Source organism: Cutibacterium sp. 37298, from assembly GCF_023838685.1.
In the GTDB taxonomy this organism is placed as follows: Bacteria; Actinomycetota; Actinomycetes; order Propionibacteriales; family Propionibacteriaceae; genus Cutibacterium; species Cutibacterium acnes.
Genome location: NZ_JAJNRJ010000004.1, coordinates 93,493 through 117,131 on the forward strand (window position 1 = coordinate 93,493; position 23,639 = coordinate 117,131).

Here is a 23,639-nt window from a genome sequence, read left to right on the forward strand (position 1 = left end):
ATGAAGACGCGAACGCCGGCGTCGAGGAGGGGTGATGGTCGAACGTACGCCCAGACTGGTCGGTGAGGCCAGACAAGCGATGGCCGCGGAGTTGGCGGGTCGCTACCACGACGGCGCGTCCATCCGGTCCCTTGCACGCGAGTCCGGCCGGTCCTACGGCCTAGTACAAAAATTGCTGCGGGAGGCCGGCGTTGAATTTCGTCCCCGCGGAGGCGCTGACCCGGCGTCCCCGGAGACGAAGGCTGGACGCGAGACCGTTGAGACGTCACAGGAGGCCGACCACAACGACTCGTCGAACACGGATGAAGTCGATGGTTCCTCTGGGAACCCTGAGCCGTCTGGCACAGACGTTGATGCTTTGAAACTGGCTGTTGAGGCGGCCGTAGCCCGGGCTGAAAAAGCCGACCGCAAAGCACGCAAGGCGGAGAAGGCCCTGCATAAACTGCGTCGCACCGGGGCAGGGAAGTCTCGTCGCAAGAAGGCTAAGGCGACTCTTAATAAGCGTCGCGCTAAGGCCGAAAAAGCTGATCGTAAGGTGCGCAAGGCGCGTCGTCGGCTTAACAAGGCTAAGCACAGCGCCGATAACCCCCAGTTTTGAAGGTAATTCTTTCCCGCCTAAGGACCGCTCAGCGAGGCGCCAGAACCGTCACTTCCACAGCTGACGTGACGGACATAGCCTCGACATGAACTTCGCGGACGTGATGGGCGCTAGGTCCCATCGCCACAGCGTCAGAGGCCGCAGCTTCGTCGAGGGAAACATCCGCTCGCACCTCCTCATAGCTGACAACGGTAAACCGTGATGCCAAAGCTGCCATGAGCTCGTCATGTTTGTGGGGCTGGATGCCGATCATTCCGGTGCGTGCCCGCAGCTGTTGCAAGTGGTCGGGTAGTGGGGTGACGACCACGAGGATCCCGTCAGGATTCATGATGCGCGCGAACTCATCACGGTTACGAGGTGCAAAGATGCACAACTCGGCGTCGATACAGCCAGTGCGGATGGGCAGCCCAGCCCAGGTGTCGGCAACCACTGCCGCCATGCGGGGATGAGCTTTCGCCGCCCGCCGGATAGCTGCCCTCGAGACATCAGACGCCAGGCCGCGGGAGTCGGGATGGGCGTCCAGGACCTGTGCCAGGTGATGGCCGGTTCCAGCGCCTACTTCGACGATGCGATCACGGTCGGTGAGAACCTCGGCTAGCCGAGCATCAAGGTCACGGAACAGCCCGGCGCCCAACACTCTCTGACGGGCGGCGATCATCTCGGCGGTGTCCGCATTCGCCCCCGGCCGGGGTATGTGTCATGGTGACGTAGCCCTGCTTCGCGATGTCGAGGCTGTGGTGTTGTGGGCACCGAAGAGACCTCCCGTCAAGAGCTAATGGGTTTTCGCGACCGCGCCGTTGACAGGTGGGGCAGATCAGCCACGGTAGGGCTAAAGACAGCGTCGGCGTCACGTGTGATCCCCCGGCGTCCTCGTGCCATGGTCTGGTGGCACGTCAGAGTGTCGATTCGACCTATCGCCACTGACAGGCCGCTGAGCTGCACGAGCCGCTTTGGCTTGGCGTTTGCGTCGGTCCTTGACATCGCCTCGAATGAGGACGAACAGCCCAATGACCGCGATAGCCGTGAAACAGAACCACTGGATGGCATAAGATAGATGGGGACCATCATCGAGTTTCGGAAGCTCTTTAGCAACCAGCCCACTTTGTGCTGGCGCCATCGACGTTGCTGAGATGTATCCACTGACGTACGCGATGCCTTGCGCCTTACCAATGGCGTCGGAGTTAATGAGACGAACCTTGCCTCCCACGGGGTCGGTGGCGGTGGGTTTTCCGTGCTCATTGCCTTTGACAAGGCCAGTCACCATCACGGTCCCGCTGGGGGCCGGAGGCAGGGCCTGCGTGTCGCCCTCATGTGAGGAACGTTTGAGGAAACCACGATCAATGAGGACATGGCGACCACCCTTCGTGACGACGGGCGTGACGACTTCTGACCCGTCATCGTCGCCGTTACTGCGGTAACGCACTTGAAGTTCATGCGCGGTATCGAAAGTGCCAGTGATGATGACGGGGCGCCACTGTTGTTGTGACGTCACCTCATGGTCGCCCATGAGGGTCGACCACTCGACCGGCGGTTTACTGTGGTTGGTACGGATGATGTTGTTGGCCTCGCGACGTCCCGACAGCCGGTGCAGCTGCCACTGGCCCAGCCGGATCATGACCAGGCCCAGGACAATGACGAGGAGGACTAGCGCCACCCATCGCACCCACAGCTTCTTCACGTTCTTGAGCCTAGTTGGTCGGTTCCCAGTAGTGCTTCATGACCGGGCTTTGTTTCCTGCGGTGTCTGCGGGACCGGACCAGTCCTCGTCGACTTCGCCGTGAATAGTCATAGCCGGGCCGAGCTCGCCATGAGGTTCTTCGTCTTGGCGAGATGGCAAGGTATCAGTGGTGCGTCGGTCGGCGGCATTGCCGAGTACGACGGCGATGGCAGGGATGACGGCTGCTCCCAATAGGAAGCTCCAACGCCATGGGTTTGGGGTGATGACGAGCCCGATAAAGCACACCGTTCGCACGAGCATCGACCATAAGTAGCGCCGTTGGCGCATCTCGAGGTCTTCGCTTGCTGATTTCTTGGCAGACGTGATCGAATGTCGGTCGTCATGGTGCCTCCGACGCCACCGAACCCGTGCTGCGTCACTCACTGCTCCAGCCTAGGTCGGTCGCGTCGATCAGGTCGAACCTTCCCAGTTCTTGGTGGTGGCGTGCGATAGGTTCGTTTTATGAGTTCAGACACCCCGGGGCGCGTCGCCCTCGTCACCGGCGGATCTCGCGGTATTGGTGCCGCGATCGCCGCAGATTTGTACGCACAGGGATACCGAGTAGCTGCAACAAGTCGCTCGGCCACCGCACCCGAGGGAGTGCTGCCGATTGCTTGCGATGTCACCGACGTCGACTCGGTTGACGCGGCTTTCAGCCAGGTCGAGCAGGAATTTGGCCCGGTCGAGGTACTGATTGCTAATGCCGGTATTACCCGGGATGGACTGCTCGCCCGCATGAAAGAGGAGGATTTCACCGAGGTCCTCGACACTAATCTCACCGGTGCCTACCGCGTTATCCACCGCGCGGCCAGGGCGATGACCCGGGCCCGTTTTGGCCGTATCGTCTTGACGTCATCAGTGGTGGGTCTACTCGGTTCCCCCGGGCAGGTCAATTATGCGGCGTCGAAGGCCGGAATGCTTGGGATGGCCCGCTCTATAACCCGTGAGCTAGGGTCCCGCGGCATTACCTGCAACCTTGTCGCTCCCGGTTTCATTTCGACTGACATGACCGAAGAACTGCCTGAGAAGGTCGTTGAGGGGTACCTCGAGCGCATCCCCGCCAAGCGGTTGGGGTCCGTCGACGATGTTGTTGCTGCTGTCCGATTTCTCGTCTCCGATTCCGCCGGTTACGTTTCTGGCGCTGTGGTTCCTGTCGACGGCGGGCTCGGCATGGGTCACTGACACGATCACATCCACCCACATCGATCTGGAAGGACATCACCATGGGACTTCTTGAAGGAAGCACCATCCTCGTCACAGGCGTGACGATGCACACCTCCATCGCTTTTAAGGCGGCTCAGATTTCTCAGAATGAGGGCGCCCGGGTTATCGTTTCGAACCTGCCGCGTGCCGTCGGCGTCACCCGTCGAGCTGTTCGCAGGCTTGACCCAGTGCCAGAGGTACTCGAACTCGATGTCACCGACACTGACCAGCTCGCTGCTTTGCCTCAGCAGCTGCGCGATCTCGGAGTGGAAAAGCTGGACGGTGTTGTCCACGCCATCGCTTTCGCTAACCCCAAGACGGCCCTGGGCGGCAAGTTTCTCGAGACTGAATGGGACGATGTCTCGGTCGCTGTCCATACCTCCACGTACTCGTACGTCTCTTTGATTACCGCCCTCGACAGTATGCTCGCTGAGCATGCCGCAGTCGTCGGCCTGACTTTTGACGCCACTGTGTCTTGGCCTTTCTACGACTGGATGGGTGTGGCCAAGGCAGGACTGGAATCGGCCAACCGCTACCTGGCTCGATACCTGGGCCCCAAGGGTGTGCGCTGCAACCTCGTGTCGGCTGGACCGCTGGACACCATGGCTAAAACGGCCATTCCGGGCGCTGATGCGTTCAATGATCTGTGGGGAGAGCGTGCTCCGCTTGGCTGGGACACCAAGGACACCACGCCAGCGGCCAAGGGAATTGTCGCTCTCTTGTCCGACTGGTTCCCAGCCACCACCGGCGAGATGATCCACGTCGATGGCGGCATGGGCTCGACTGGGGCCTGATCCGTTTAGACCAGCGGCCACGAGGTGGCTGCGGTAACAGCTTGGGAAGCGGCGTTGCGTAATTGACGCAGCGCCGTTTCTCGTGTTTGCGCTCCGTAGGCGGTGATCGTGGTTGGTTCCTGCCCGGCATCGCAGGCCATCATCACGGTCCATGCTGAGTCGAGGAGACGTTGATCGGCTGGACGATGACCGGTAAGGTGCGGCGTCACGACGTCTGGACGATTCCCTGCCACGATGCTCAGATCGGTGAGCTGAGCAGCCGTCGCGGAAATGGCCGATCTCAGCAGGGGAGCAGTGTCGGCGGGGGTAGGAGGCGGTAGAGGAGCGGCAGCTCGGACGACCGTCCATTGCATGGCCGAGCCCACCGGATGAGGAATCCACGCGATCCCGGCGGGCATGGTGGTAGAGCCTTGATGACAGATGACGATTGCACCGGCGTCGAGGGCGGCTCGATTGACCTGAGCCGGACCGCGCAGGCCGGCAAGCTGGCCGGGGACAGGCAGTAGTAGGCCCCACAACACGGGAGTGTCGTGGGGGTTGTGGGAGATCCGGGCTAGGGCCATCCGGATGGGGAGCGACGACAACGGATCGTGCTCGGATAGGCCGAGTACCTCGTCGGGATCATGAACATGGTGGGCCATTGCCATTCTCAGCAGTTCCGCCTCGGCGTGGGGAGCGGTGGTGCGATCGGCGCACAGGTCGTTGAGCAGGCAAGTGAGACGGCAGCAGATCTCGAGCACTCGCCTAGACTAGACGTCTTCTCTTCGTGCCGGGACTGGGCGGCCCCTGGCACTGCCGAGTCGTCCTCCGGCCCGTGTATGTCGTTGGCACAAGGTAAGTTTTTATCCATGAGTGCAGTGGCGCAGTTGGCAGGCGTGGGAGTTCGACGCGGGGATCGTTGGATCCTCGACAATGTCGACCTCGACGTCTCGGACGGTCAACGCTGGGTGCTGGTCGGGCCTAATGGAGCAGGTAAGACGACCCTTCTGCAGGTCCTGGGAGCTCAGCTTCATCCCACTGTGGGGCTGGTGGAGATTCTCGATGAGATCCTCGGTGCAGTTGATGTATTTGAACTGCGGCCGCGGATCGGTATGGCGTCTTCGGCCCTAGCCCACCGCATTCCGGAATCGGAAAAGGTCGGCAACATTGTGGTCTCGGCGGCCTGGGCCGTCGTGGGCCGTTGGCGTGAGGCCTATGACGAACAGGATGTGGCCCGTGCCGGCTCTCTGCTGGAGCGGATGGGACTCGTCGGGATGGTCGATCGTACGTGGGGTACCCTGAGCGAGGGGGAGTGCAAACGGGTCGAAATCGCCCGCGCTCTCATGACTGATCCGGAGCTGTTGCTATTGGACGAGCCGGCTGCTGGTCTTGACCTGGCTGGCCGCGAGCAGCTTGTTGAAGTGCTGTCGGCTATTTTTACTGATCCCGATGCTCCGGCCTCGGTTCTTGTCACGCACCATCTTGAGGAGATTCCGGCCGGGGTCACCCACGCCTTGGTGATGGCGGAAGGACGCATCGTGGCTGCCGGTCCGGTGGAGACGACTCTGACCTCGGAGGTCCTTTCTGGTGCCTTCGGTATGCCTCTGACGGTCAGTCACGTTGACGGGCGCTGGAACGCTCGCGCTGCTCACTGACACACCCCATTGACGACGGGAGAGCGCCATGCTGGAACCCTTCCAGGAACATCGCTGGTTGTTGTGGACGGTGGCGTCCGCTGTGCTGGCATGCGCGGAGATGCTAGGCGGAGATTTCACCCTACTTATGCTTGCCGCCGGTGCGGGAGCAGGAGCTGTTACTGCAGCGATCGTTCCGGGGCTGTGGTTGCTGCAGGTTATCGTCGCTGTTGCCGTGGCAGCTTTACTGCTCGCAGTACTGCGCCCGACTTTGCTGCGTCGGATACGTGAGGCTCCGGGATACCGGTCATCTTTGGACAAACTAGTTGGTTCTGAGGGCGTTGCCACGAGCGAGATCACAGATGGTCACGGTCAGGTCAAGGTTGACGGTGAGGAGTGGTCGGCGCGCGCCCTGGAACCGGGGTCGACGATCGCTGTCGGGGAGAGGATTGAGGTGTACGAGGTCGACGGAGCGACGCTCGTCGTATATCCAGTCTTCGGAATTCTGGGTTCCTGATCTAGACGTGTGGCTGTGATCTGGGATGATGTAGGGGATGCCGGAACCTGACTGGCACCTTAAGTATCGCAGGAGTATCCATGTCCCAGTCCATCATCAGTCTGGTGATTATTGTCTTGCTCGTCGTCGTGTTGGCTTCGAGCATCAAAATCATTCATCAGCAGAAGATCGGTCTCGTTGAACGGCTCGGAAAATTTAATCGGCGCCTTAACCCTGGTCCCCATCTGCTCATCCCGATCATTGATCGGGTGCAGTACAACCTTGACATGCGTGAGCAGGTTGTTCCTTTCCCGCCGCAGGGGGTTATCACCGAGGACAACCTCATGGTCAACATCGACTCGGTGATTTATTTTCAGATCGTTGATCCGGAACGTGCCGCCTACGAGGCGCAGTCTTACAAGACCGCCATCGAGCAGCTGACGATGACCACCCTACGCAACATCATCGGTGGCATGGATATGGAAGCGGCCCTGACTAGCCGTGAGGAGATCAACCAGAAGCTCCGGTCGGTTCTTGACGAAGCCACCGGCAAGTGGGGTATCAAAGTCAACCGGGTCGAGTTGCGGGCCATTGAACCGCCGCCCACGATTCGTGATGCGATGGAGAAGGGCGCACGAGCTGAGCGCGACAAGCGGGCCGCGATTCTGTTGGCAGAAGGTCAGCGTCAGTCCCAGATTCTGTCGGCCGGCGGCGACCGCGAGTCGGCGATCCTGCGAGCCCAAGGCGATCGTGAGGCTGCGGTACTGCGTGCCCAGGCCGATCGTCAGGCCCAGATGCTGCGCGCCGAGGGTGAAGCCCAGGCCATCACGACCGTGTTCAATGCCATCCATGCTGGTCAGCCCGACCAAGGTTTGCTGGCCTACCAATACATGCAGATGTTGCCAACCCTTGCCCGTGGCGACTCCAACAAGGTGTGGGTGGTCCCCTCTGAGCTGAACGACGCTCTCAAGGGTCTTGGCTCCCTGACGGGTAAGGACGGACACGAGCCAAGTAGTGGCGGTTTCGCTGTAGCTGATCCGGCCCGATTTGCCGCACCGGAGAAGGTCGATGTCTTCGCCGAGATCGAGGCTCAGAAGGTTCAGGAGAAGGAGGCTTCCGAGGCGACTGTCCAGCAGGCGATCCAAGAGGCTGCCAAGCTAGAGAATCCGGGGCTGTCAGGTAAACGCAGCAGGGACGATGGCCAGATCACCCAGGCTCCGGCGGAGCAGCAGACCATCCCGGAACAGGGGAGCGGCCCAGTCGAGTGACCGGCGGGTGCCGAAGCACCCATGCGGGACTCGGAACGGGACAACTCGTTTCGTTGGCACCGTGCATGATTTCTTGCACGATCATCATGCAAGAAATCATGCACGTTCGGGGTCTCGAGAGCCGTTGTTCAGCTGGTCGCCGATGAGGCCTCATGGCGATGGACCTTCGGTTGCAGCGCCGAGGTCACGAACGGTCAGTCACTGCTAGGCCTCCCATTGTCGCGCATAGCGGCCAGCCAGCATTCCGCAGGCGATGAGCTGAGCTAGGTGGAAGATCATGAGGGGTAGCACGATGAGGCCGACCGGCTGACCAGCGAAGAGCACCGTCGCCATAGGCAGACCGGTCGCCAGCGATTTTTGGTGCCGCAGAACTGGATGGCAATACGGTCGTCGCGGTTAAAGCCGAGCCATCCGGACCCTGTCCAGGTCAACCACAGCATGAAGAACAACAGAGTCAGACAGATGAGGGTCAGGACGACCATCGAGGCCGGTGACACGAGGGACCACATATGTTCCCGCATACCCTCTGAAAATGCCGAATAGACGACGAGGATGATCGATCCCTGGTCGACATATTTGAGTGGTTTGCGATGTTCAGTGACGAAATCTGCGGTCCACCGACGTGACAGCTGGCCCAGCACGAAAGGTAACAGCAGCTGGACGATCACATCAAGGAAGCTAGACGGTTGAATCGTGAGCCCGCCGCTAGTCGACATCAAGAGGAGGGCTAGGAGGGGCGTGAGGAAGGTCCCTAAGAGATTCGACGTAGTGGCTGCGACGATAGCTCCGGCGACGTTGCCGTGGGCAATCGAGGTGAAATTGATCGACGACTGTACCGTCGACGGTACGAGGCAAATCCACAACATCCCAACGTAAAGGGTGCCGGGCAGCGCCCAGGGCACCAGAGCGCGCATCGCCAACCCGATGAGCGGAAAGATGACGAAGGTGGAGGCCAGAATCGCTCCCTGCAATTTCCAGTTCTTGAGGCCGTCGAGGGTTTCGCGGGGCTCCAATCGGGCACCGTAAAGGAAGAACAGGATGAAGATGAGGACGGTGACACCATGCTTGACGACGGGTACTGCAGACCCAGTGGCAGGAAGCATCGATCCAATGATCGCCGTCACCACGATGGCGAGGACGAACCCGTCAATAGGTAGCGTGCGGCGCGGGTTGGCGGAACTCATCTGTCCACGATAGTTACCGGTAGGTTGGAGAGGTGGCAACGTTCATCGATATCGACGATCCCGCTGACCCACGACTGGCTGACTACGTGAGCCTGCGTGACGTCAACCTGCGCAAGTCTTTGGAGGCTGAGCATGGGCTGTTTATCGCAGAGGGCGCCAAGGTCATCCGGCGCGCTTGCGAAGCTGGCTACCCGCCGCGGTCCTTCTTGCTGGCTCCTCGCTGGATTGACGGTTTGCGAGATCTCTTCGACGGCCTCGACGTCGAGGTATTTGTCGTCTCCGAGACCCTGGCCGAGCAGGTGACTGGGTTCCAGGTCCACCGCGGCGCCCTGGCATCAATGTGCCGTCAGACTCGTTGGAGCGCCGCTGATCTTATGGCGGCGCGACGTCTAGTGGTGTGCGAGGACATTGTCGATCACACCAACGTCGGAGCCATCATCCGATGTGCGGCCGGAATCGGGTGGGATGGCGTCTTACTGGCCCCTCGCGCGGCTGACCCGCTCTATCGTCGGGCTATCAAGACCTCGATGGGTACGGTTTTTCAGTTGCCCTGGGCCCGTCTTGAGGACTGGGCGGGAGGTCTTGATGAGCTGCGCGACCATGGATTCACCGTGGCAGCGATGGCACTGAGCGGCGACTCACTCAGCCTCGATGAGTTCTCCGCTGATCTGAGGCAGAACCCGCGCAAAGTTGCTCTGCTCATGGGTACCGAGGGGACGGGCCTGTCGGCCCACTGGATCAGTCAAGCCGACGTCGTGGTGCGCATCCCGATGGCAGGCGGCGTGGACTCTCTCAACGTTGCGGCGGCAGCTGCGGTCGCCTGCTACGAGTTGCGGGAGGTAACCCGGGTCAGCCTTTCGGAGTGAGGGGCCAGTCGTCGGGGTACAGGTGCGCCACGCTGTCGTGTTGCTCGTCGAGTTTGCGGCGGGCACGCTTGGAGAGTCGGTCCCCGAAGACGATGCCGTTGCAGTGGTCGGTCTCGTGCTGCAGACACCGGGCGAAGAACCCGGTTCCGGTGACGGTGATGTCGTTGCCCCACGGATCCTGACCAGTGCAGGTGGCCAGATCAGGGCGAGCCATGGACTGGAAACCGCCGGGCCATGACAAGCAACCCTCATCGGCGGCTTCCAAGTGACGATCGTGTCCCTCTGGCAGGGTGACAACTGGGTTGCAGAATGCTCCGTGGTGGACGACATTGTTAGCGTCAGGGCAGATGTAGACGAACAAGGACAAGTCAACCCCGACTTGGGTGGCGGCCAGCCCGACACCGTCGGCGGCGTTCATCGTGGCGAACATGTCGCGGACGAGGGTCGTCAGGTCCTCATCGAACTCTGTGACTGGACGGGTCTGCGCATGCAGGACGGATTCTCCCCATCGTGTCACCCGACGCAGAGACCCACCTTTGAACAGATCCTCCCAGCGGGGGTTGTCATTGGGGGTGTGCTTGCGCATGGCTGATCTCCTGGGGTTGATAAATGTCCGTAGCTGATTGTGTCACGAGTAGACGACGGCCCGTGATCATCCGGTAGTCGGGCCCACGATGACCCGCATGGCGCCGGGCTGGTCGATAGTTGTCTCGACCTGCCAGCCGCCAGTGTCCTCGTCGCGTAGATGGATTGCGATCTGACCTTCCTCCGGTAATGCGACCCACACGCGGGTGCCATTCTGAGTGGTAACGGTGATGTCGCGCGGGTTCGCTCCGGTGGTATCAAATTCGTCAATCAGATTGAGCCGTCCAAACCGTCCTCCCAGTATCCCAATGCTGCCGACCGACCTATTGGCGACGAAATGCCGGCCGTCAGGGGTAGTGACGATTGCTGATGGGGAAGCTGGCGCACAAGCGGAGCGACGCTCTTGCGAGCCGGTACGTGACCAGCGCGACGACGCCGTTTCTTGGACGAAACGCCACTCGCGAGCCCACATGTCATGACCGGTAGGACGTGACCACGTGCTCACAGTGCCTGACAACGCTCCGCCGACAGTCAAGACCTGCTTGTGCCCATCTTCGGTGAGGGTGAGGTGACGCGGGCCACATCCCGCAGGGGTCTTGAGGGATCCGATGATCTCGGGGCCGGCCTCGCTCCAGCGCACGACGTTGATGCGGTCAGCTCCTAGATCCGTGACCGCAAGATGCGCGCGATCCAACCACGTCACCTGGTGAGCATGGGGACCTTCTTGACGATCTGCCACCGGTCCAGGGAAAACACAGCCCTGACCGAGATCGAGGACGCTTCGGACGGTTGGTCGGGTGGGATCTGATAGGTCGACGAATTCGACCTGGCCTGAGGCGTAATCCGCGACGGCCATGAGACGCCCAGTGGGATCGACGGCACCGTGGCAAGGCCATTGGCCTTCGAGCTGAACGGTCCCGACGACCTGGAACTCGCGTCCGGGGTGGACAACGACAAGGGTGCCATCACGCTCACACAGCACGACGACGAGGTGGTATAGCGGGGTGACCCAGGACGCATCGCCTAAGGGGCAACTACCCACAACGTTGGTGTGAGGCCCGTCAGGTCCTGTCGTCACCTGCCACGCGGTCATGCCTCCGATTGCGGCATCGCAAGTGCGGTAACAGGCAAGAACTGGGGTGACGGCCATGGATGGGAGCCTACTCGGGATCGGGGGCTCACCAGGCTAATGAAGGTCAGGTGGTTGTCCACAGGGGGCGAGGTCCGATGTTGTCGAGTTATCCACAGGTGGAAAATAAGTTGGCGAAGATCGCGATCTGTCACGATAACTGAAGGCATGAGGAGATCTGTCTGCATCAGCCTACTAATCATCATGGTGGGGATTTGCTTGCTGGCCTTACCAGCCCCCAGCCGCAGCGTTGCTGCCCTTCCCGCGCGAAGTGTGGCGAATCGTTCGACCCCGCCGGTGCTAGGCCCCGTCATCAAAGGGTTTGCGCCACCTGCCGAAAGATGGCTGCCTGGTAGTAGGGGAGTGGAATTTGCGGCCTCCGTGGGAGAACCCGTGACGACCGTGACGGCTGGGGTGGTCGTTTTTGCTGGCCAGGTCGCGGGGGCTGGGGTGGTGAGCATCCTGCTTGCTGACGGTCGTCGAACAACCCACATGCCGGTTGTGCCTAGCGTTGCTGTCGGCCAGGTAGTGGTTCCTGGCCAGCAGATCGGAGTTGTCGGGATGGGGCCACCATGCACCCGCACTTGTTTGCACTGGGGGTTGAAGAAGGGAGATGTTTATCAAAACCCCATGACATTGTTGCAACTTCAGGTGCGGTTGCTGCCCCTGGACAGTCGGCCTCATTCAGCGTCGGGGCACGGATGGCCTGTGCGGCCCCTGAGCCTGCCAGGGGGCAGCAGGAAGAAAGCTGCCTCAAGCGGTGCCCTCATGCCTCCGTGGCGTGGGGCTGGGCGGGACGCCGCGTTAGGTATTGATATGACGGTGACCGAAGCTACCCGAGGTGGTCAGGCGCGGGGATGAGCCTGGCGAAACGCAGTGCGCAATCTTTCGGTGGAAACGTGGGTGTAGATCTGCGTGGTGGCGAGGGATTTGTGGCCCAACATGTCCTGGACGGTGCGCAGATCTGCTCCGCCTTCCAAAAGATGAGTCGCCATAGCGTGACGCAACCCGTGAGGCCCAAGGTCGGGGGAGTCTGGTTCGGCACGCAAGTGGGTGTGAACGACTCGTCGAACGACGCGCTGATCGATGCGACGACCACGCTCTCCCAAAAAGAGGGCCTGCCCGGAGTGTGGCCCAACCCATTCCTCACGGCGAGGTAACCACGTGTCGATGGCACGCAGCGCAGGTGCCCCCATGGGCACGGTGCGTTCTTTGTCACCCTTGCCTGTGACTTTCACAGTGTGGCGAGATCGATCGACGTCACCCAGATCAAGACCGCACAGCTCGCCGACGCGTAGTCCTCCGCCATAGAGGACCTCAAGGATGGCGGCGTCACGTGCGCCGTGGGGAGATTCATCGTGACGAGCCTGTGCCACGGCTTCGTCGAGGATGTGACGAGCCTGATCGACGCCCAGAGTGGCCGGCAGGCGTTTCGGTACTTTGACCGAATTCAGAGTTGCCGTCGGATCGGCGGAAACGAGCCCTTCGTTGGCCGCCCAGCGGAAAAATACTCGTGCAGCCGACCAGCGGCGCTGCATGGTAGCGGCCGAGGCGCCAGCCACACGGGTATCAGCTAACCATGCTCGCACTTGCGATATGCCGATCCTGCCCAAGATGTTGTCGCCGTGGGAGTAGGCGTGGCTCATGAGATCGATGAGGTCGGCTCGGTAACCGCGGATTGTGTTGGGCGAGCGTCGGAGAGCCAAGAGGTGGTCACAGAAATCCTCGACGGGCACCGTCAGGGACATAGGCAGCTGTCCGGCGCCACCGCGCGTCGGGGATGGGTTCTTCATCACATCTACTGTGGCCTGTGATTGCCGTCATGGTAGGCGGACACGCGGAAGCGGCCAGGGTCAGGGGAAGGTTAGCTTGATTGCCTCTTGGTGTCGTAAACTAATCGCGCAGTCCGGATCACTTCGGACTGACTTCGCATGCATCGACGTCACCGACGACCGGACGTCCACGGTCCTGCCACGCAGGCGGACGAACGGTGATGCATCAGGAGGTGGCGCAATCCCGCGTCACCGTTCAACCGTTTGGCATATCTGTGTGATGTGCCCAGAGAGGGAAGGGCACGGCATGGCCGTCGTCACCACTCGCCAGCTCCTCGAGAGCGGCGTCCACTTCGGACATCAGACGCGTCGCTGGAACCCGAAGATGAAGCGTTTCATCTTCACCGAGCGTAACGGCATCTACATCATTGACCTGCACCAGTCGCTGACCTACATTGACAAGGCATATGCCTTCGTCAAGGAGACTGTCGCCAAGGGTGGCCAGATTCTTTTCGTCGGCACGAAGAAGCAGGCCCAGGAGTCCATCGTTGAGCAGGCCACTCGCGTTGGCATGCCCTATGTCAACCAGCGTTGGCTTGGGGGAATGCTCACTAATTTCCAGACCATCTCGAAGCGCATCGCCCGGCTCAAGGAGCTCGAGGCCATGGACTTTGACAAGGTTTCCGGCTCCGGTCTCACCAAGAAGGAGCTGCTTATGCTCTCTCGTGAGAAGGACAAGCTGGAGAAGGACCTCGGCGGTATCCGCGATATGCCGAAGGTTCCGCAAGCTGTCTGGGTCGTTGATACTAAGAAAGAGCACCTCGCCATCGACGAGGCTCGCAAGCTCAAGATTCCGGTCGTCGCCATCCTCGACACCAACTGTGACCCCGACGAGGTGGATTACGCCATCCCGGGTAACGATGATGCCATTCGTTCGGTGTCCCTACTGACCCGCATCATCGCCGACGCCGCCGCTGAGGGCCTCATGGCTCGCTCGGCTGGTAAGTCTGGTGAGCAGCCTGCTGAGGCCGAGCCCATGCCCGACTGGGAGCGCGAGCTCCTGGAGGGGGACGGCGCTAAGCCTGAGGACAAGACCGAGGCCAAGGCTGAAGAGCCGAAGGCTGAGGCTAAGAAGGCTGACGAGGCCCCCGAGGCCGAGAAGTCCAACTGAAGTTCGCCCACGTCTAGACAGGACTGAGATATCTATGGCTATCACTGCTGCTGAGGTCAAGAAGCTGCGCGACGCTACCGGCGCCGGCATGATGGACGCCAAGAAGGCCCTCACTGAGGCCGACGGCGACTTCGATAAGGCCGTTGACATCCTGCGTGTTTCTGGAGCTGCTAAGGCTGCGAAGCGTTCCGACCGTGAGGCCAGCAACGGCCTGGTTGCTGCCGCTGGCTCCTCCCTGGTGCATATCGGCTCTGAGACCGACTTCGTCGCCAAGAACGAGGAGTTCATCGCCGCTGCCCACGAGATCGCCGAGGCTGTCGACAAGGCCGGGGCTGACTCTAAGGATGCTGCTAACGCCGCAGCTTTGGCTGATGGCACCACCGTTGGTGACAAGCTTGGTGAGCTCGCCGCCAAAATCGGTGAGAAGATTGAGTTCGCTAACGCCGCTCACTTCGATGGCAACGCCCACGTGTACCTCCACCGTCGTTCCCAGGACTTGCCCCCGCAGGTCGGCGTCATGGTCGAGTACGAGGGCGACAACATCGAGGCTGTCCACGGCGTTTGCCTGCAGATCGCGGCTATGAGCCCGCGCTGGCTGTCTCGTGACGAGGTCCCTGCCGACGTCGTCGAGCACGAGCGCACCGTTGCCGCTGATATTGCCCGCGAAGAGGGTAAGCCCGAAAAGATCATCGACCGCATCGTCGAGGGTCGCCTAGGCGGCTTCTTCAAGGAGAACTGCCTGCTCGATCAGCCGGCTATCTCCGATGATAAGAAAACCGTCGCCCAGACCCTTGAGGCCGCTGGTGTCACCCTCAAGCGTTTCGTTCGCTTTTCCGCTGGAGAGTGATCTCGTCCCTACGCGGGGATGATAACGAGATCGTGACCACGAACGGTCCCACCGTACGAGGTGGGGCCGTTCGTCGTTTCCCAGTGAATGACGGTCGCGGCCAGGGCGAACTGCGGTGGTAGCCGTCGTCGGGCTAAGCTGGGGTGACGCATCCCGCGTCAATGTCCGCTGACCAGGAGAGATGATGCCAGAGCGCTACAACCGAGTCCTTCTCAAGCTGTCCGGAGAGGTTTTCGGAGGGGGAGGAATCGGTGTCGACGCCGATGTCGTGTCCGCCAAGGCCCGCGAGATCGCTGAGATCGCTAATAGCGGCGTTCAGGTGGCCGTCGTCGTCGGTGGGGGGAACTTCTTCCGCGGGGCTGAACTTCAGCAGCACGGCATGCAGCGTGATCGCGCCGACTATATGGGAATGCTCGGCACAGTCATGAACTGCCTTGCCTTGCAGGATTTCTGTGAGAAGGCTGGTGTCGATACCCGCGTTCAGACAGCCATCACGATGGGCCAGGTTGCTGAGCCTTACATCCCGCGCAAGGCTGAGCGCCATATGGAGAAGGGACGAGTCGTCATTTTTGGTGCCGGGTCCGGAATGCCGTATTTCTCGACCGACACCGTCGCTGCTCAGCGAGCCTTAGAGATCGGAGCCGACGCGCTCCTCATGGGTAAGCAGGGGGTTGACGGCGTTTACGACAGTGATCCCAAGACGAACCCGAACGCCCACAAGTTTGACGAACTGACCTACGATGAGTTCCTGTCGCGTGATCTTAAGGTCGCCGACGCGACTGCCGTCGCCATGGCCAGGGATAATGACCTGACGATGGTCTTCTTCAACCTCGAGATGCCAGGCAATATTGGCCGCGTCATCAATGGTGAGGACATCGGCACCACCGTCCATCGCTGAACCATCGAGACATACCCAAGGAAGGACAACACAGTGAGCGACATCATTAAGGACGCCGAGAAAAAGATGGGGTCAGCGGTCGACCATGCCCGCGAGGAGTTCGCGGCTATTCGCACCGGGCGTGCTAACCCCGCCATGTTTAACAAACTCATGGTCGAGTACTACGGCACCCCCACCCCGCTACAGCAGCTCGCCAGTTTCCAGGTTCCGGAGGCTCGCACTGTCCTTATTGCGCCATTCGATAAGAGTTGTGTCAATGACGTCGAGAAGGCTATTAGGGATTCCGATCTAGGAGTCAACCCCTCCAACGATGGCAACGTGGTGCGTTGCGTCCTTCCAGCTTTGACGGAGGAGCGCCGCAAGGAGTACATCAAGATGGCGAAGACTAAGGCTGAGGAGGGGCGTATCGCGGTCCGCAACGTCCGTCGTGCGAGCAACGATGTCGTCAAAAAGCAGGAGAAGGACAAGGATATCTCTGAGGACGAGATGACTCGTCTGGAGAAGGAGCTTGACCAGGTCACCCGCAAGTACGTTGAGCAGATTGACGAATTGCTGAAATCCAAGGAGAGCGAACTCCTCGAGATCTGATCAGATTCGAGGTGGGCGAGCCTGAGAAGAAGACCACGGCCGCACGGACTCCACGTGCCGGCCGTGATCTTCCTGCTGCTATCACTACGGGCGTAGTGCTGTGCGGCGCCGTCATCGGCACCGTTGGGTGGTGGCATTGGGGTTTCGTGTTGTTGATGACCTTGGCCCTTATAGCCGGGGCCATTGAGCTTCATCGAGCAATGGTTCGTTTGGGAATGGACTCCGCGGTAGTTCCGATATGCGTCGGCACCGCAGTTATGGTTATTGGGGCATATGCGGCCTCGACCCTGAAGCTTCACATCCTGCCCAATACCTTCCTAGTGGTGACGTTAGGTGCGACGACAGTTGCCGCAATGGCGTGGCGACTGCCACGCGGTTCGCATGGCTTCGTCAAGGACACTGCTGCCAGCCTTTTCACTATCGCCTACTTGCCATTGCTTGGCTGCTTCGTTCCCCTCATGATGGGCGATGACGGTGGTAGCCGCCGCATCGCTACCTGGATCCTCAGCGTCGTGGCTTCTGACACCGGTGGTTACGCCGTAGGGGTGCTATGTGGCAAACACAAGTTGGCCCCGCGTATTAGCCCGAAAAAGAGCTGGGAGGGTTTTGCCGGGTCCGTTATAACCGCAGCTCTCGTTGGATGGGCCTGTTTGGGAGGACTGCTGTCGGCGCCATGGTGGGCTGGGATTGTTCTTGGCGTTGTCCTAGCCTTGACCGGCACTGCGGGAGACCTTGTCGAGTCGATGATTAAACGTGACGGTGGTATCAAGGACATGTCGAACTTCTTGCCCGGTCATGGCGGGGTCATGGACCGGCTCGACTCGGTGCTGTTTTCGGCGCCCTTCGCCTGGCTCGTCATGTCCCTTGTGCTGTGACCGTAGTCGCGGGGCCACTCCACTATGAGCTTGGCCAAGCTCCGATGATATACTATCTCCTAAGTAATAGCTATTAGGTATAGATGGGGGCGAAGATGGACATTATTATCATGGTCCTCATCGCCGCGTTGGTGTTGACAATGATACTGCGCGGCGTCAGGAAATCGATATTCATTGTATCCGTCATGATTATCGCAGCGCTTTGCGTGATTCTGTTGTCGCTACATGCGACGAGTGATCTGGGGCTGTCATGGTGAGGAACTACGACATCGAAGTCGAAAATCTGTCAGATGCGGAACGAACCCCGACTAGAGCAGGACGGGTGTTTCCTATCGTGGGCTTCTGGGGAGCGAACCTCTTCGTGCTGGCCTACATTGGGGTTCTAGCGGGTGGATTCATCGTGCAATTCGGGTTGCATGAATTCCCATGTCCACTGTGCATGCTTCAGAGGTACTCGATGATGCTTGCCTCTTTGGGGCCTCTTTACATCATTGTTCGTACCCGGCGCGGGTCCGTGACCATGGCGGATTTTTGCCTGGGCTATGGCGTATCGATCCTCTCGGCGGTCCTTGGCGCAGCGGAATCGGCACGTCACATCCTGTTGCATATTCAACCTGGGGACCCCGGATATGGTTCTAAGGCTTTCGGGTTAAGCACCTACACCTGGGCCTTCATCACCTTTACCATCGTCATAGCATTCTGTGGCGTCATGATGACCTTTGCTCCGTGGCTTACCCCCCGTGATGTTAAGGCCCACGCCATATCCACTGTCATCATGTGGCTATTTGCCCTCATCGTCGTGGCGAATCTCGTCATGATCGTCTTTCTTGAGGGATTCCATTTCCTCCTGCCCGGTGATCCAGCCTGTTACGAGCTAGTGCAGAACTGTTCGCCGAGGTGACGCCGCGACCCGTACTTAGCAGGCACCGACTCGTGTGGTCGGGTGGTGGGAGTTGGGGATAATGGGGGCGTGATGTCATCGACTGGAAGTTCCGTCAGCACGTCAGGTCTTGTTCTGCCCTCCACGCCGCTCGCCGAGCCGGGCAAGGAAGTGCCACTCGTGGTGAATACCCCGAGTCGTGCCAAGCCTCCTCATCACTGGATCGATCTGAGCATCGAAGAAAGGGTGCAGGCCGTCAAGGATCTCGGTGTGCCGGCTTTCCGTGCTCGGCAGATTTCCGCTCACGTCTTTGAGCGGTGGGAGGTCGACCCGACTCAGTGGACTGACTTGCCTAAGGCGGCCCGTCAGGAGATCGCCGACGCCTGGTTTCCGGTCTTGTTGACCAAGGTCTCTCAGCAGTCGTGCGATCGCGGCACAACCGTCAAGACCCTGTGGCGGCTGCATGGTGGAGCTCTGGTTGAGTCGGTACTCATGTACTATCCAGCCACCCGTCACTCTGCGGCTCGCACCACCTTGTGTCTGTCTTCGCAGGCCGGTTGCGGTATGGCCTGTCCGTTTTGTGCCACCGGTCAGGGTGGTATTCAGCGCAATATGTCCACCGCCGAAATCGTCAGCCAGGTTTTGGCGGCGAATCGTCTCATAGCGGCAGGCGAGGTTCCTGGGGCGTCCGGACGCGTCCACAACATTGTCTTTATGGGTATGGGTGAGCCGATGGCCAATTACCGTTCGGTGCTTACTGCCATCCGGACCCTGACCGCCGACGGTCCCGACGGGGTCGGGATGAGCGCCCGGGCCCTCACCCTCTCGACAGTCGGCCTGGTGCCACGTATCAAGGCCTTGACGCAGGAGGGGATCCCGGTAACCCTCGCCGTCTCATTACACGCCCCTGACGACGAGCTGCGTGATGAGCTCATCCCGGTTAACCGGCGTTGGAAAGTCGACGAGTTGCTCGACGCCGCCTGGCACTACGCCGAAAAGACTAAGCGTCGCGTCTCCATCGAGTACGCCCTCATGAAGGACATCAACGACCAGGCCGACCGTGCCGCGGTGCTGGCCCGTCAGATCCGTCGTCGGGGCGATTGGACCTGGGCTCACGTCAACCTCATCCCTCTCAATCCGACGCCCGGTTCCCGCTGGACGGCTTCGCGCCCCGCGGACCAGGATGCCTTCGTCGAGACACTTGAGCGCTGGAAGATCCCGGTGACAGTTCGCGATACCCGAGGCTCTGAGATCGACGGTGCTTGTGGCCAGTTGGCAGCTGTGGGACGGTCGGAAGGACTAGGCAGCTAACGGTTTGCGGCGGCCCCGGTGACAGTCCCGGTGTGCCCCGAGTGTCACAATCGTCCACACAGAAATACAGAAGGGATTCACCGTATGGATAGGCAACTCGAAAACGCGTACGAATCGGTGTTGCGTCGCAACCCAGGGGAGGCCGAGTTCCACCAGGCTGTGCGGGAGATCTTTGAATCTCTCGGCCCGGTGCTCGACAAGAATCCGCAGTACGTGGAGGCAGCCGTGTTGTCGCGCATCTGCGAACCGGAACGCCAGATCATTTTCCGGGTGCCGTGGGTTGACGACGAGGGCAAGATCCGTATCAACCGTGGCTTCCGCGTTGAATATTCGTCGGTACTGGGGCCGTATAAGGGTGGATTGCGATTCCACCCCTCGGTGTACTTAGGAACGATTAAGTTCCTTGGTTTTGAGCAGATCTTCAAAAATGCTCTGACTGGCATGCCGATCGGTGGCGCGAAGGGTGGGTCGGACTTTGATCCCCATGACGCGTCCGAGGATGAGGTCATGCGATTCTGCCAGTCCTTCATGACCGAGCTCTACCGTCACCTTGGTGAACACACCGACGTGCCAGCTGGTGATATCGGCGTTGGCAGCCGTGAGATCGGATTCCTCTTCGGCCAATACAAGCGCATTACTAACCGTCATGAGTCCGGCGTGCTCACCGGTAAAGGACTCACCTGGGGTGGATCCTTGGTGCGCACTGAAGCTACCGGATACGGCACAGTCTTCTTCGTCCAACGAATGCTGGCGACCAACGGCAAGTCTTTAGACGGCCTGCGAGTTACCGTCTCCGGGTCGGGCAACGTCGCGATCTACGCCATCGAGAAGGCTCAGGATCTCGGAGCCACCGTGGTCACGTGCTCAGATTCCAGCGGTTACGTCGTTGACGAGAAAGGTATCGACGTCGCCCTGCTTAAGCAGATCAAGGAGGTGGAACGGGCCCGCATCTGCGAGTATGCCGCTCGACGCGACTCGGCTACTTTCCACTCCGACAGATCGATCTGGGATGTGCCGGTCGACGTCGCCTTGCCCTGTGCCACTCAGAACGAGCTCAATGGTCAGGCCGCCGCCACCCTCATCCGCAACGGAGTGGTCGCTGTCGCTGAAGGTGCCAACATGCCCTGCACTCCCGAGGCGGTGCATTCCTTCCAGGACGCCGGCGTCATTTTCGCCCCGGGTAAGGCATCTAATGCGGGTGGCGTCGCTACTTCGGCCCTCGAGATGCAACAGAATGCCGCGCGCGACTCCTGGGATTTCGACGCGACCGAAGCTAGATTGCAGCAGATTATGGCCGACATCCACGATCGTTGCATCGAGACCGCCGACGAGTATGGCCACCCGGGGGATTACGTTATGGGTGCCAACATCGCCGGGTTTACCAAGGTGGCCGACGCCGTTATCGCGATGGGTGTCGTCTGAGTGCCGCTACTGCCTCGTCGACGGTGTCGACGAGGCGAATGCGGTGAGGGTGGTCCCGTGACATGCTGTGCAGCAGCGGCCAGGCCGGTAGGGTCTGGCTCCAGTAGCGGTTGCCAAGCATGATGAGCGGGGTCATCTCGTCTTCGCTGGCGGCGTAGTAGTTACCAGTGAGAGCTTGGAAGATTTCCTGGACAGTGCCCGCTTGGCCGGGTAGGTAAATGATCCCGCCTCGGCAACGGTTGAGGAGAATATCTTCGCGCAGCGCATTCGAGAAGTACTTGATGATGCTGGTCGCAAAGACATTCGGTGGTTCGTGACCGTAGAACCACGTCGGGATGCCGATAGTGCGGTGGCCCGCGCCTTGCGGCCACGAAGAAACTACGTCAAGGCCCGCCTGCACCCATGCGGTGACGTCGGCAGTCCCGGCGACCTTCCTCAGCCGGTCGAGGGACTCGTCGAGCAGGTCGGGTGGGCAGGCAGCTCCCAGGTTGGTCGCCTCCATCGCTCCCGGGCCGCCCCCGGTTGTGACGAGATGGCCGGTACCAGCCAGGGCGGCACCAAGGTCGGCTGCCAGCCGATAGTCGTCGGAATCGCGGGTGACAGAGTGGCCACCCATCACACCCACTGTCATGGTCGGATCGGTTCCCGCCAGCAGGTCATCCAGAGCGTCGGTCATGGCGTCGTCATGCAGAGCAGTGGCGAGGGTGTCGCGCAGTCGTGGCGGAGTGGCCAGGCCGCGGCGCCATCTGTCGATGGCAGCGTCCAGGGTGGCGTGGTACCCATCGCCGATGTCGTTGTACAGTTCCTCCGCCGTGTAGGCGCCCGGGTGGTAGGGATCGAATGGGACCCCCGGGATAGCCGGGAAGATGAGGGCGCCCCGGGCGCGCAACCAGGCTGCGAGCCGGGCGGAGGTCGAGCAGCCAAGGAAGATCGTTGTGGAGACGTCGCAGTGACGAAGGAGGTTGCTGCACCCGGTGAGGTCGACTCCCTGGACCACCTGACCAGCGAGATCGGGAGCAGCTGCGCGCAATTGGTCGACCGTCTCGATTTCGATATGGGTGGTGCTCATCGTCGTAGCTCCGGGTGCACCAGGCCCAGCAAACCACCAGGGTTGAGTGGTTCGTTGTCCCACTCGGTCGTCGTCGCCTCCGGGATCATTCGCAAGGTGAAGGTGTGAGGGGTTGAGATGACGCACAGTCTTGCTACGAAGGTCTCGTCCTGCCACCCGCCGCTGGTCGCGATATCGATGGCATCGTCACCGACCCGGCAGTGGGAGGTCTGCCATTCCTCGTAGCCCACGGCGATTTCGAGGGTTTCGTCGGTGGGATGGCTGGAGGTGCCCGGACAGCGCCACGACATCGCCCAGGCCCTGCTCTCCTTGTGCGGGGAGACGACGATGTATGACCCATCAGGGGCGATTCCCTGCACCGATCTTGCCGAGTCGAATTCTCCAGTCACGGTGGGCACAGTGCGCACGATTTCTTCAGGCTGTGGCTGGAATCCATCCGCTAAGGCAGGCAGGAGGTGGTCCCAGACAGCTTGGAGAATGGCCTGCTTGTCACCAGGGCCTTCACTGGCCTCGTTTGTCATAGTGATGACGGCGTCAACCTCGGGGACGATGAGGACATACTGGCCGAAGGCTCCGTCCAGAGGGTACCCATGGCTTGACATCCATGTCTGCCAGCCATACCCCATTCCCCATTCCGGATCGGTCTCGCTGTCGCAATTGACTTGACGGACACGGTGCTGCCTGATCCACTCCTCGGGTAGTAGACGGGCGCCCTCATGCACCCCATCGTCGAGGAGAAGCTGGCCGAACAGAGAGAGGTCTTCGGCGTCAATATGCAGTCCTGAGAACCCCATCGGGATGCCGTCGGCGTCACGGACCCAGGTGTGTGGCCCCGCCCCGATCGGGTCGAGAACCTCCTTGGTGATGATGGTGTCGACGTCCTCGCCGGTGTGTTGAGCAACGAGCCGAGAAAGCATCCAAGTGGCCAGATTGTTGTAGGCGAAGTCGATACCGGGACGGCCTTCCGGCTCGGTCGCTAGCAGGATCCGGGCGGTGTTGAGATCGGGCAGACGGCGGGACACCAAAGTTGGTTCGAGGAGCTGCTCTGGGGAGTGACCGGTCGACATGGACAGGGCATTGCGAACCGTCATGGATTTCGCTACTGGCCCGGTGTTGGCCGTGCAGGCCTGCGGCCACAGATCGGCCAAAGTGTCGTCGTATCCGAAAGCTCCCCGATTCACGGCGATGCCGACGGCAGCTGAGGTGAATGTCTTCGAGCAGGAGTAGGCCAAACTCGGGACGTGGGGGGGGGCGGGGGCGCCCCCCGCCCGGGGCCCCCCCCCCCCCCCGGGGGGGGGCGCCCCGCCCGGGGGGGGGGGGGCCCCCCGGGGCGCGCGCGGCGCGGGGGGGCGG

Annotated in this window: 24 protein-coding genes and 2 pseudogenes; 16 read left to right on the forward strand and 10 right to left on the reverse strand. The window is 60.8% G+C overall.

Annotated features, from left to right (window positions below):
- The first annotated feature begins 34 nt into the window (after positions 1-34).
- Positions 35-598, forward strand: a complete 564-nt coding sequence (locus tag LRP59_RS10630) for a helix-turn-helix domain-containing protein (RefSeq protein ID WP_002514352.1) — start codon at positions 35-37, stop codon at positions 596-598.
- Between the two features lie 28 nt (positions 599-626).
- Here LRP59_RS10630 and LRP59_RS10635 read toward each other — a convergent pair.
- From LRP59_RS10635 to LRP59_RS10645, 3 genes and pseudogenes are all read right to left on the reverse strand, one after another.
- Positions 627-1,449: pseudogene (locus LRP59_RS10635) on the reverse strand (putative RNA methyltransferase).
- The gene (locus LRP59_RS10640) at positions 1,446-2,276 is read right to left on the reverse strand and encodes an SURF1 family protein (protein ID WP_002514350.1); all 831 of its coding nucleotides are present in this window, start codon (positions 2,274-2,276) and stop codon (positions 1,446-1,448) included. Before LRP59_RS10640 ends, LRP59_RS10635 begins: the two are co-directional and overlap by 4 nt.
- Positions 2,277-2,312: 36 nt before the next feature.
- Positions 2,313-2,642, reverse strand: a complete 330-nt coding sequence (locus tag LRP59_RS10645; protein ID WP_306403187.1) for a DUF3099 domain-containing protein — start codon at positions 2,640-2,642, stop codon at positions 2,313-2,315.
- 135 nt (positions 2,643-2,777) lie between these two features.
- Here LRP59_RS10645 and fabG point away from each other — a divergent pair, with 135 nt between their 5' ends.
- The gene (fabG, locus tag LRP59_RS10650) at positions 2,778-3,497 is read left to right on the forward strand and encodes a 3-oxoacyl-ACP reductase FabG (RefSeq protein WP_002514347.1); all 720 of its coding nucleotides are present in this window, start codon (positions 2,778-2,780) and stop codon (positions 3,495-3,497) included.
- A gap of 41 nt (positions 3,498-3,538) precedes the next feature.
- The gene (gene fabI / locus LRP59_RS10655; protein WP_002521374.1) at positions 3,539-4,312 is read left to right on the forward strand and encodes an enoyl-ACP reductase FabI; all 774 of its coding nucleotides are present in this window, start codon (positions 3,539-3,541) and stop codon (positions 4,310-4,312) included.
- A 5-nt stretch (positions 4,313-4,317) separates the two neighbouring features.
- Here the strand turns inward: fabI and LRP59_RS10660 are convergent, their stop codons facing one another.
- On the reverse strand, positions 4,318-5,052 hold the full coding sequence (locus tag LRP59_RS10660) for a hypothetical protein (RefSeq protein ID WP_002514345.1): 735 nt from the start codon (positions 5,050-5,052) through the stop codon (positions 4,318-4,320).
- Between the two features lie 108 nt (positions 5,053-5,160).
- Here LRP59_RS10660 and LRP59_RS10665 point away from each other — a divergent pair, with 108 nt between their 5' ends.
- The 3 genes from LRP59_RS10665 (at position 5,161) to LRP59_RS10675 (ending at position 7,689) form a co-directional block, all read left to right on the forward strand.
- Positions 5,161-5,946 (forward strand): ABC transporter ATP-binding protein, encoded by a 786-nt coding sequence (locus LRP59_RS10665; RefSeq protein ID WP_002514344.1) that lies wholly within the window; start codon positions 5,161-5,163, stop codon positions 5,944-5,946.
- 28 nt (positions 5,947-5,974) lie between these two features.
- The gene (locus tag LRP59_RS10670) at positions 5,975-6,442 is read left to right on the forward strand and encodes an NfeD family protein (RefSeq protein WP_002514343.1); all 468 of its coding nucleotides are present in this window, start codon (positions 5,975-5,977) and stop codon (positions 6,440-6,442) included.
- 80 nt (positions 6,443-6,522) lie between these two features.
- Positions 6,523-7,689: an SPFH domain-containing protein gene (locus LRP59_RS10675; RefSeq protein ID WP_002514342.1), complete on the forward strand. Its 1,167-nt coding sequence runs from the start codon at positions 6,523-6,525 to the stop codon at positions 7,687-7,689.
- A gap of 204 nt (positions 7,690-7,893) precedes the next feature.
- On the opposite strand, the pseudogene LRP59_RS10680 reads toward LRP59_RS10675, so the two are convergent.
- Positions 7,894-8,873 (reverse strand): annotated as a pseudogene (locus LRP59_RS10680) (bile acid:sodium symporter family protein).
- A gap of 32 nt (positions 8,874-8,905) precedes the next feature.
- Between LRP59_RS10680 and LRP59_RS10685 the strand changes: the two are divergent.
- Positions 8,906-9,739: an RNA methyltransferase gene (locus LRP59_RS10685; RefSeq protein WP_002514340.1), complete on the forward strand. Its 834-nt coding sequence runs from the start codon at positions 8,906-8,908 to the stop codon at positions 9,737-9,739.
- Here LRP59_RS10685 and def read toward each other — a convergent pair.
- Both def and LRP59_RS10695 read right to left on the reverse strand, forming a co-directional pair.
- Positions 9,723-10,325 carry a peptide deformylase gene (gene def, locus LRP59_RS10690; RefSeq protein WP_002514339.1) on the reverse strand — a complete coding sequence of 201 codons (603 nt, stop codon included), beginning with the start codon at positions 10,323-10,325 and terminating at the stop codon, positions 9,723-9,725. The two genes, LRP59_RS10685 and def, sit on opposite strands and share 17 nt — an antisense overlap.
- A gap of 66 nt (positions 10,326-10,391) precedes the next feature.
- Positions 10,392-11,474, reverse strand: coding sequence for a beta-propeller fold lactonase family protein (locus LRP59_RS10695; protein ID WP_014604156.1), 1,083 nt, complete (start codon positions 11,472-11,474; stop codon positions 10,392-10,394).
- A gap of 147 nt (positions 11,475-11,621) precedes the next feature.
- Between LRP59_RS10695 and LRP59_RS10700 the strand changes: the two genes are divergently transcribed.
- A complete protein-coding gene (locus tag LRP59_RS10700) occupies positions 11,622-12,314 on the forward strand; it encodes a M23 family metallopeptidase (RefSeq protein WP_230616306.1) in 693 nt (230 codons plus the stop codon).
- On the opposite strand, the gene LRP59_RS10705 is transcribed toward LRP59_RS10700, so the two are convergent.
- Complete coding sequence (locus tag LRP59_RS10705; protein WP_023269418.1) at positions 12,299-13,246, reverse strand: tyrosine recombinase XerC; 948 nt, start codon at positions 13,244-13,246, stop codon at positions 12,299-12,301. The genes LRP59_RS10700 and LRP59_RS10705 overlap by 16 nt on opposite strands.
- A 286-nt stretch (positions 13,247-13,532) precedes the next feature.
- On the opposite strand from LRP59_RS10705, the gene rpsB reads away from it, so the two are divergent.
- The 8 genes from rpsB (at position 13,533) to gdhA (ending at position 21,217) form a co-directional block, all read left to right on the forward strand.
- On the forward strand, positions 13,533-14,396 hold the full coding sequence (rpsB, locus tag LRP59_RS10710; RefSeq protein WP_002514334.1) for a 30S ribosomal protein S2: 864 nt from the start codon (positions 13,533-13,535) through the stop codon (positions 14,394-14,396).
- Positions 14,397-14,430: 34 nt separating this feature from the next.
- Complete coding sequence (gene tsf / locus LRP59_RS10715; protein WP_002514333.1) at positions 14,431-15,243, forward strand: translation elongation factor Ts; 813 nt, start codon at positions 14,431-14,433, stop codon at positions 15,241-15,243.
- A 181-nt stretch (positions 15,244-15,424) separates the two neighbouring features.
- Positions 15,425-16,141 (forward strand): UMP kinase, encoded by a 717-nt coding sequence (gene pyrH, locus LRP59_RS10720; RefSeq protein ID WP_002521367.1) that lies wholly within the window; start codon positions 15,425-15,427, stop codon positions 16,139-16,141.
- Between the two features lie 33 nt (positions 16,142-16,174).
- The gene (gene frr, locus LRP59_RS10725; RefSeq protein ID WP_002514331.1) at positions 16,175-16,729 is read left to right on the forward strand and encodes a ribosome recycling factor; all 555 of its coding nucleotides are present in this window, start codon (positions 16,175-16,177) and stop codon (positions 16,727-16,729) included.
- Positions 16,730-16,740: 11 nt separating this feature from the next.
- A complete protein-coding gene (locus LRP59_RS10730; RefSeq protein WP_002514330.1) occupies positions 16,741-17,604 on the forward strand; it encodes a phosphatidate cytidylyltransferase in 864 nt (287 codons plus the stop codon).
- 250 nt (positions 17,605-17,854) lie between these two features.
- Complete coding sequence (locus LRP59_RS10735; RefSeq protein ID WP_002514328.1) at positions 17,855-18,505, forward strand: disulfide bond formation protein B; 651 nt, start codon at positions 17,855-17,857, stop codon at positions 18,503-18,505.
- A gap of 72 nt (positions 18,506-18,577) precedes the next feature.
- Positions 18,578-19,795: a 23S rRNA (adenine(2503)-C(2))-methyltransferase RlmN gene (rlmN, locus tag LRP59_RS10740; protein WP_002521366.1), complete on the forward strand. Its 1,218-nt coding sequence runs from the start codon at positions 18,578-18,580 to the stop codon at positions 19,793-19,795.
- Positions 19,796-19,879: 84 nt separating this feature from the next.
- Entirely contained in the window at positions 19,880-21,217 is a 1,338-nt protein-coding gene (gene gdhA / locus LRP59_RS10745) for an NADP-specific glutamate dehydrogenase (protein WP_002514325.1), read from the forward strand.
- Here gdhA and LRP59_RS10750 read toward each other — a convergent pair.
- Positions 21,195-22,286 carry an LOG family protein gene (locus tag LRP59_RS10750; protein WP_002514324.1) on the reverse strand — a complete coding sequence of 364 codons (1,092 nt, stop codon included), beginning with the start codon at positions 22,284-22,286 and terminating at the stop codon, positions 21,195-21,197. The genes gdhA and LRP59_RS10750 overlap by 23 nt on opposite strands.
- Positions 22,283-23,518 (reverse strand): serine hydrolase domain-containing protein, encoded by a 1,236-nt coding sequence (locus tag LRP59_RS10755; protein WP_075260082.1) that lies wholly within the window; start codon positions 23,516-23,518, stop codon positions 22,283-22,285. Before LRP59_RS10755 ends, LRP59_RS10750 begins: the two co-directional genes overlap by 4 nt.
- Positions 23,519-23,639 lie beyond the last annotated feature (121 nt).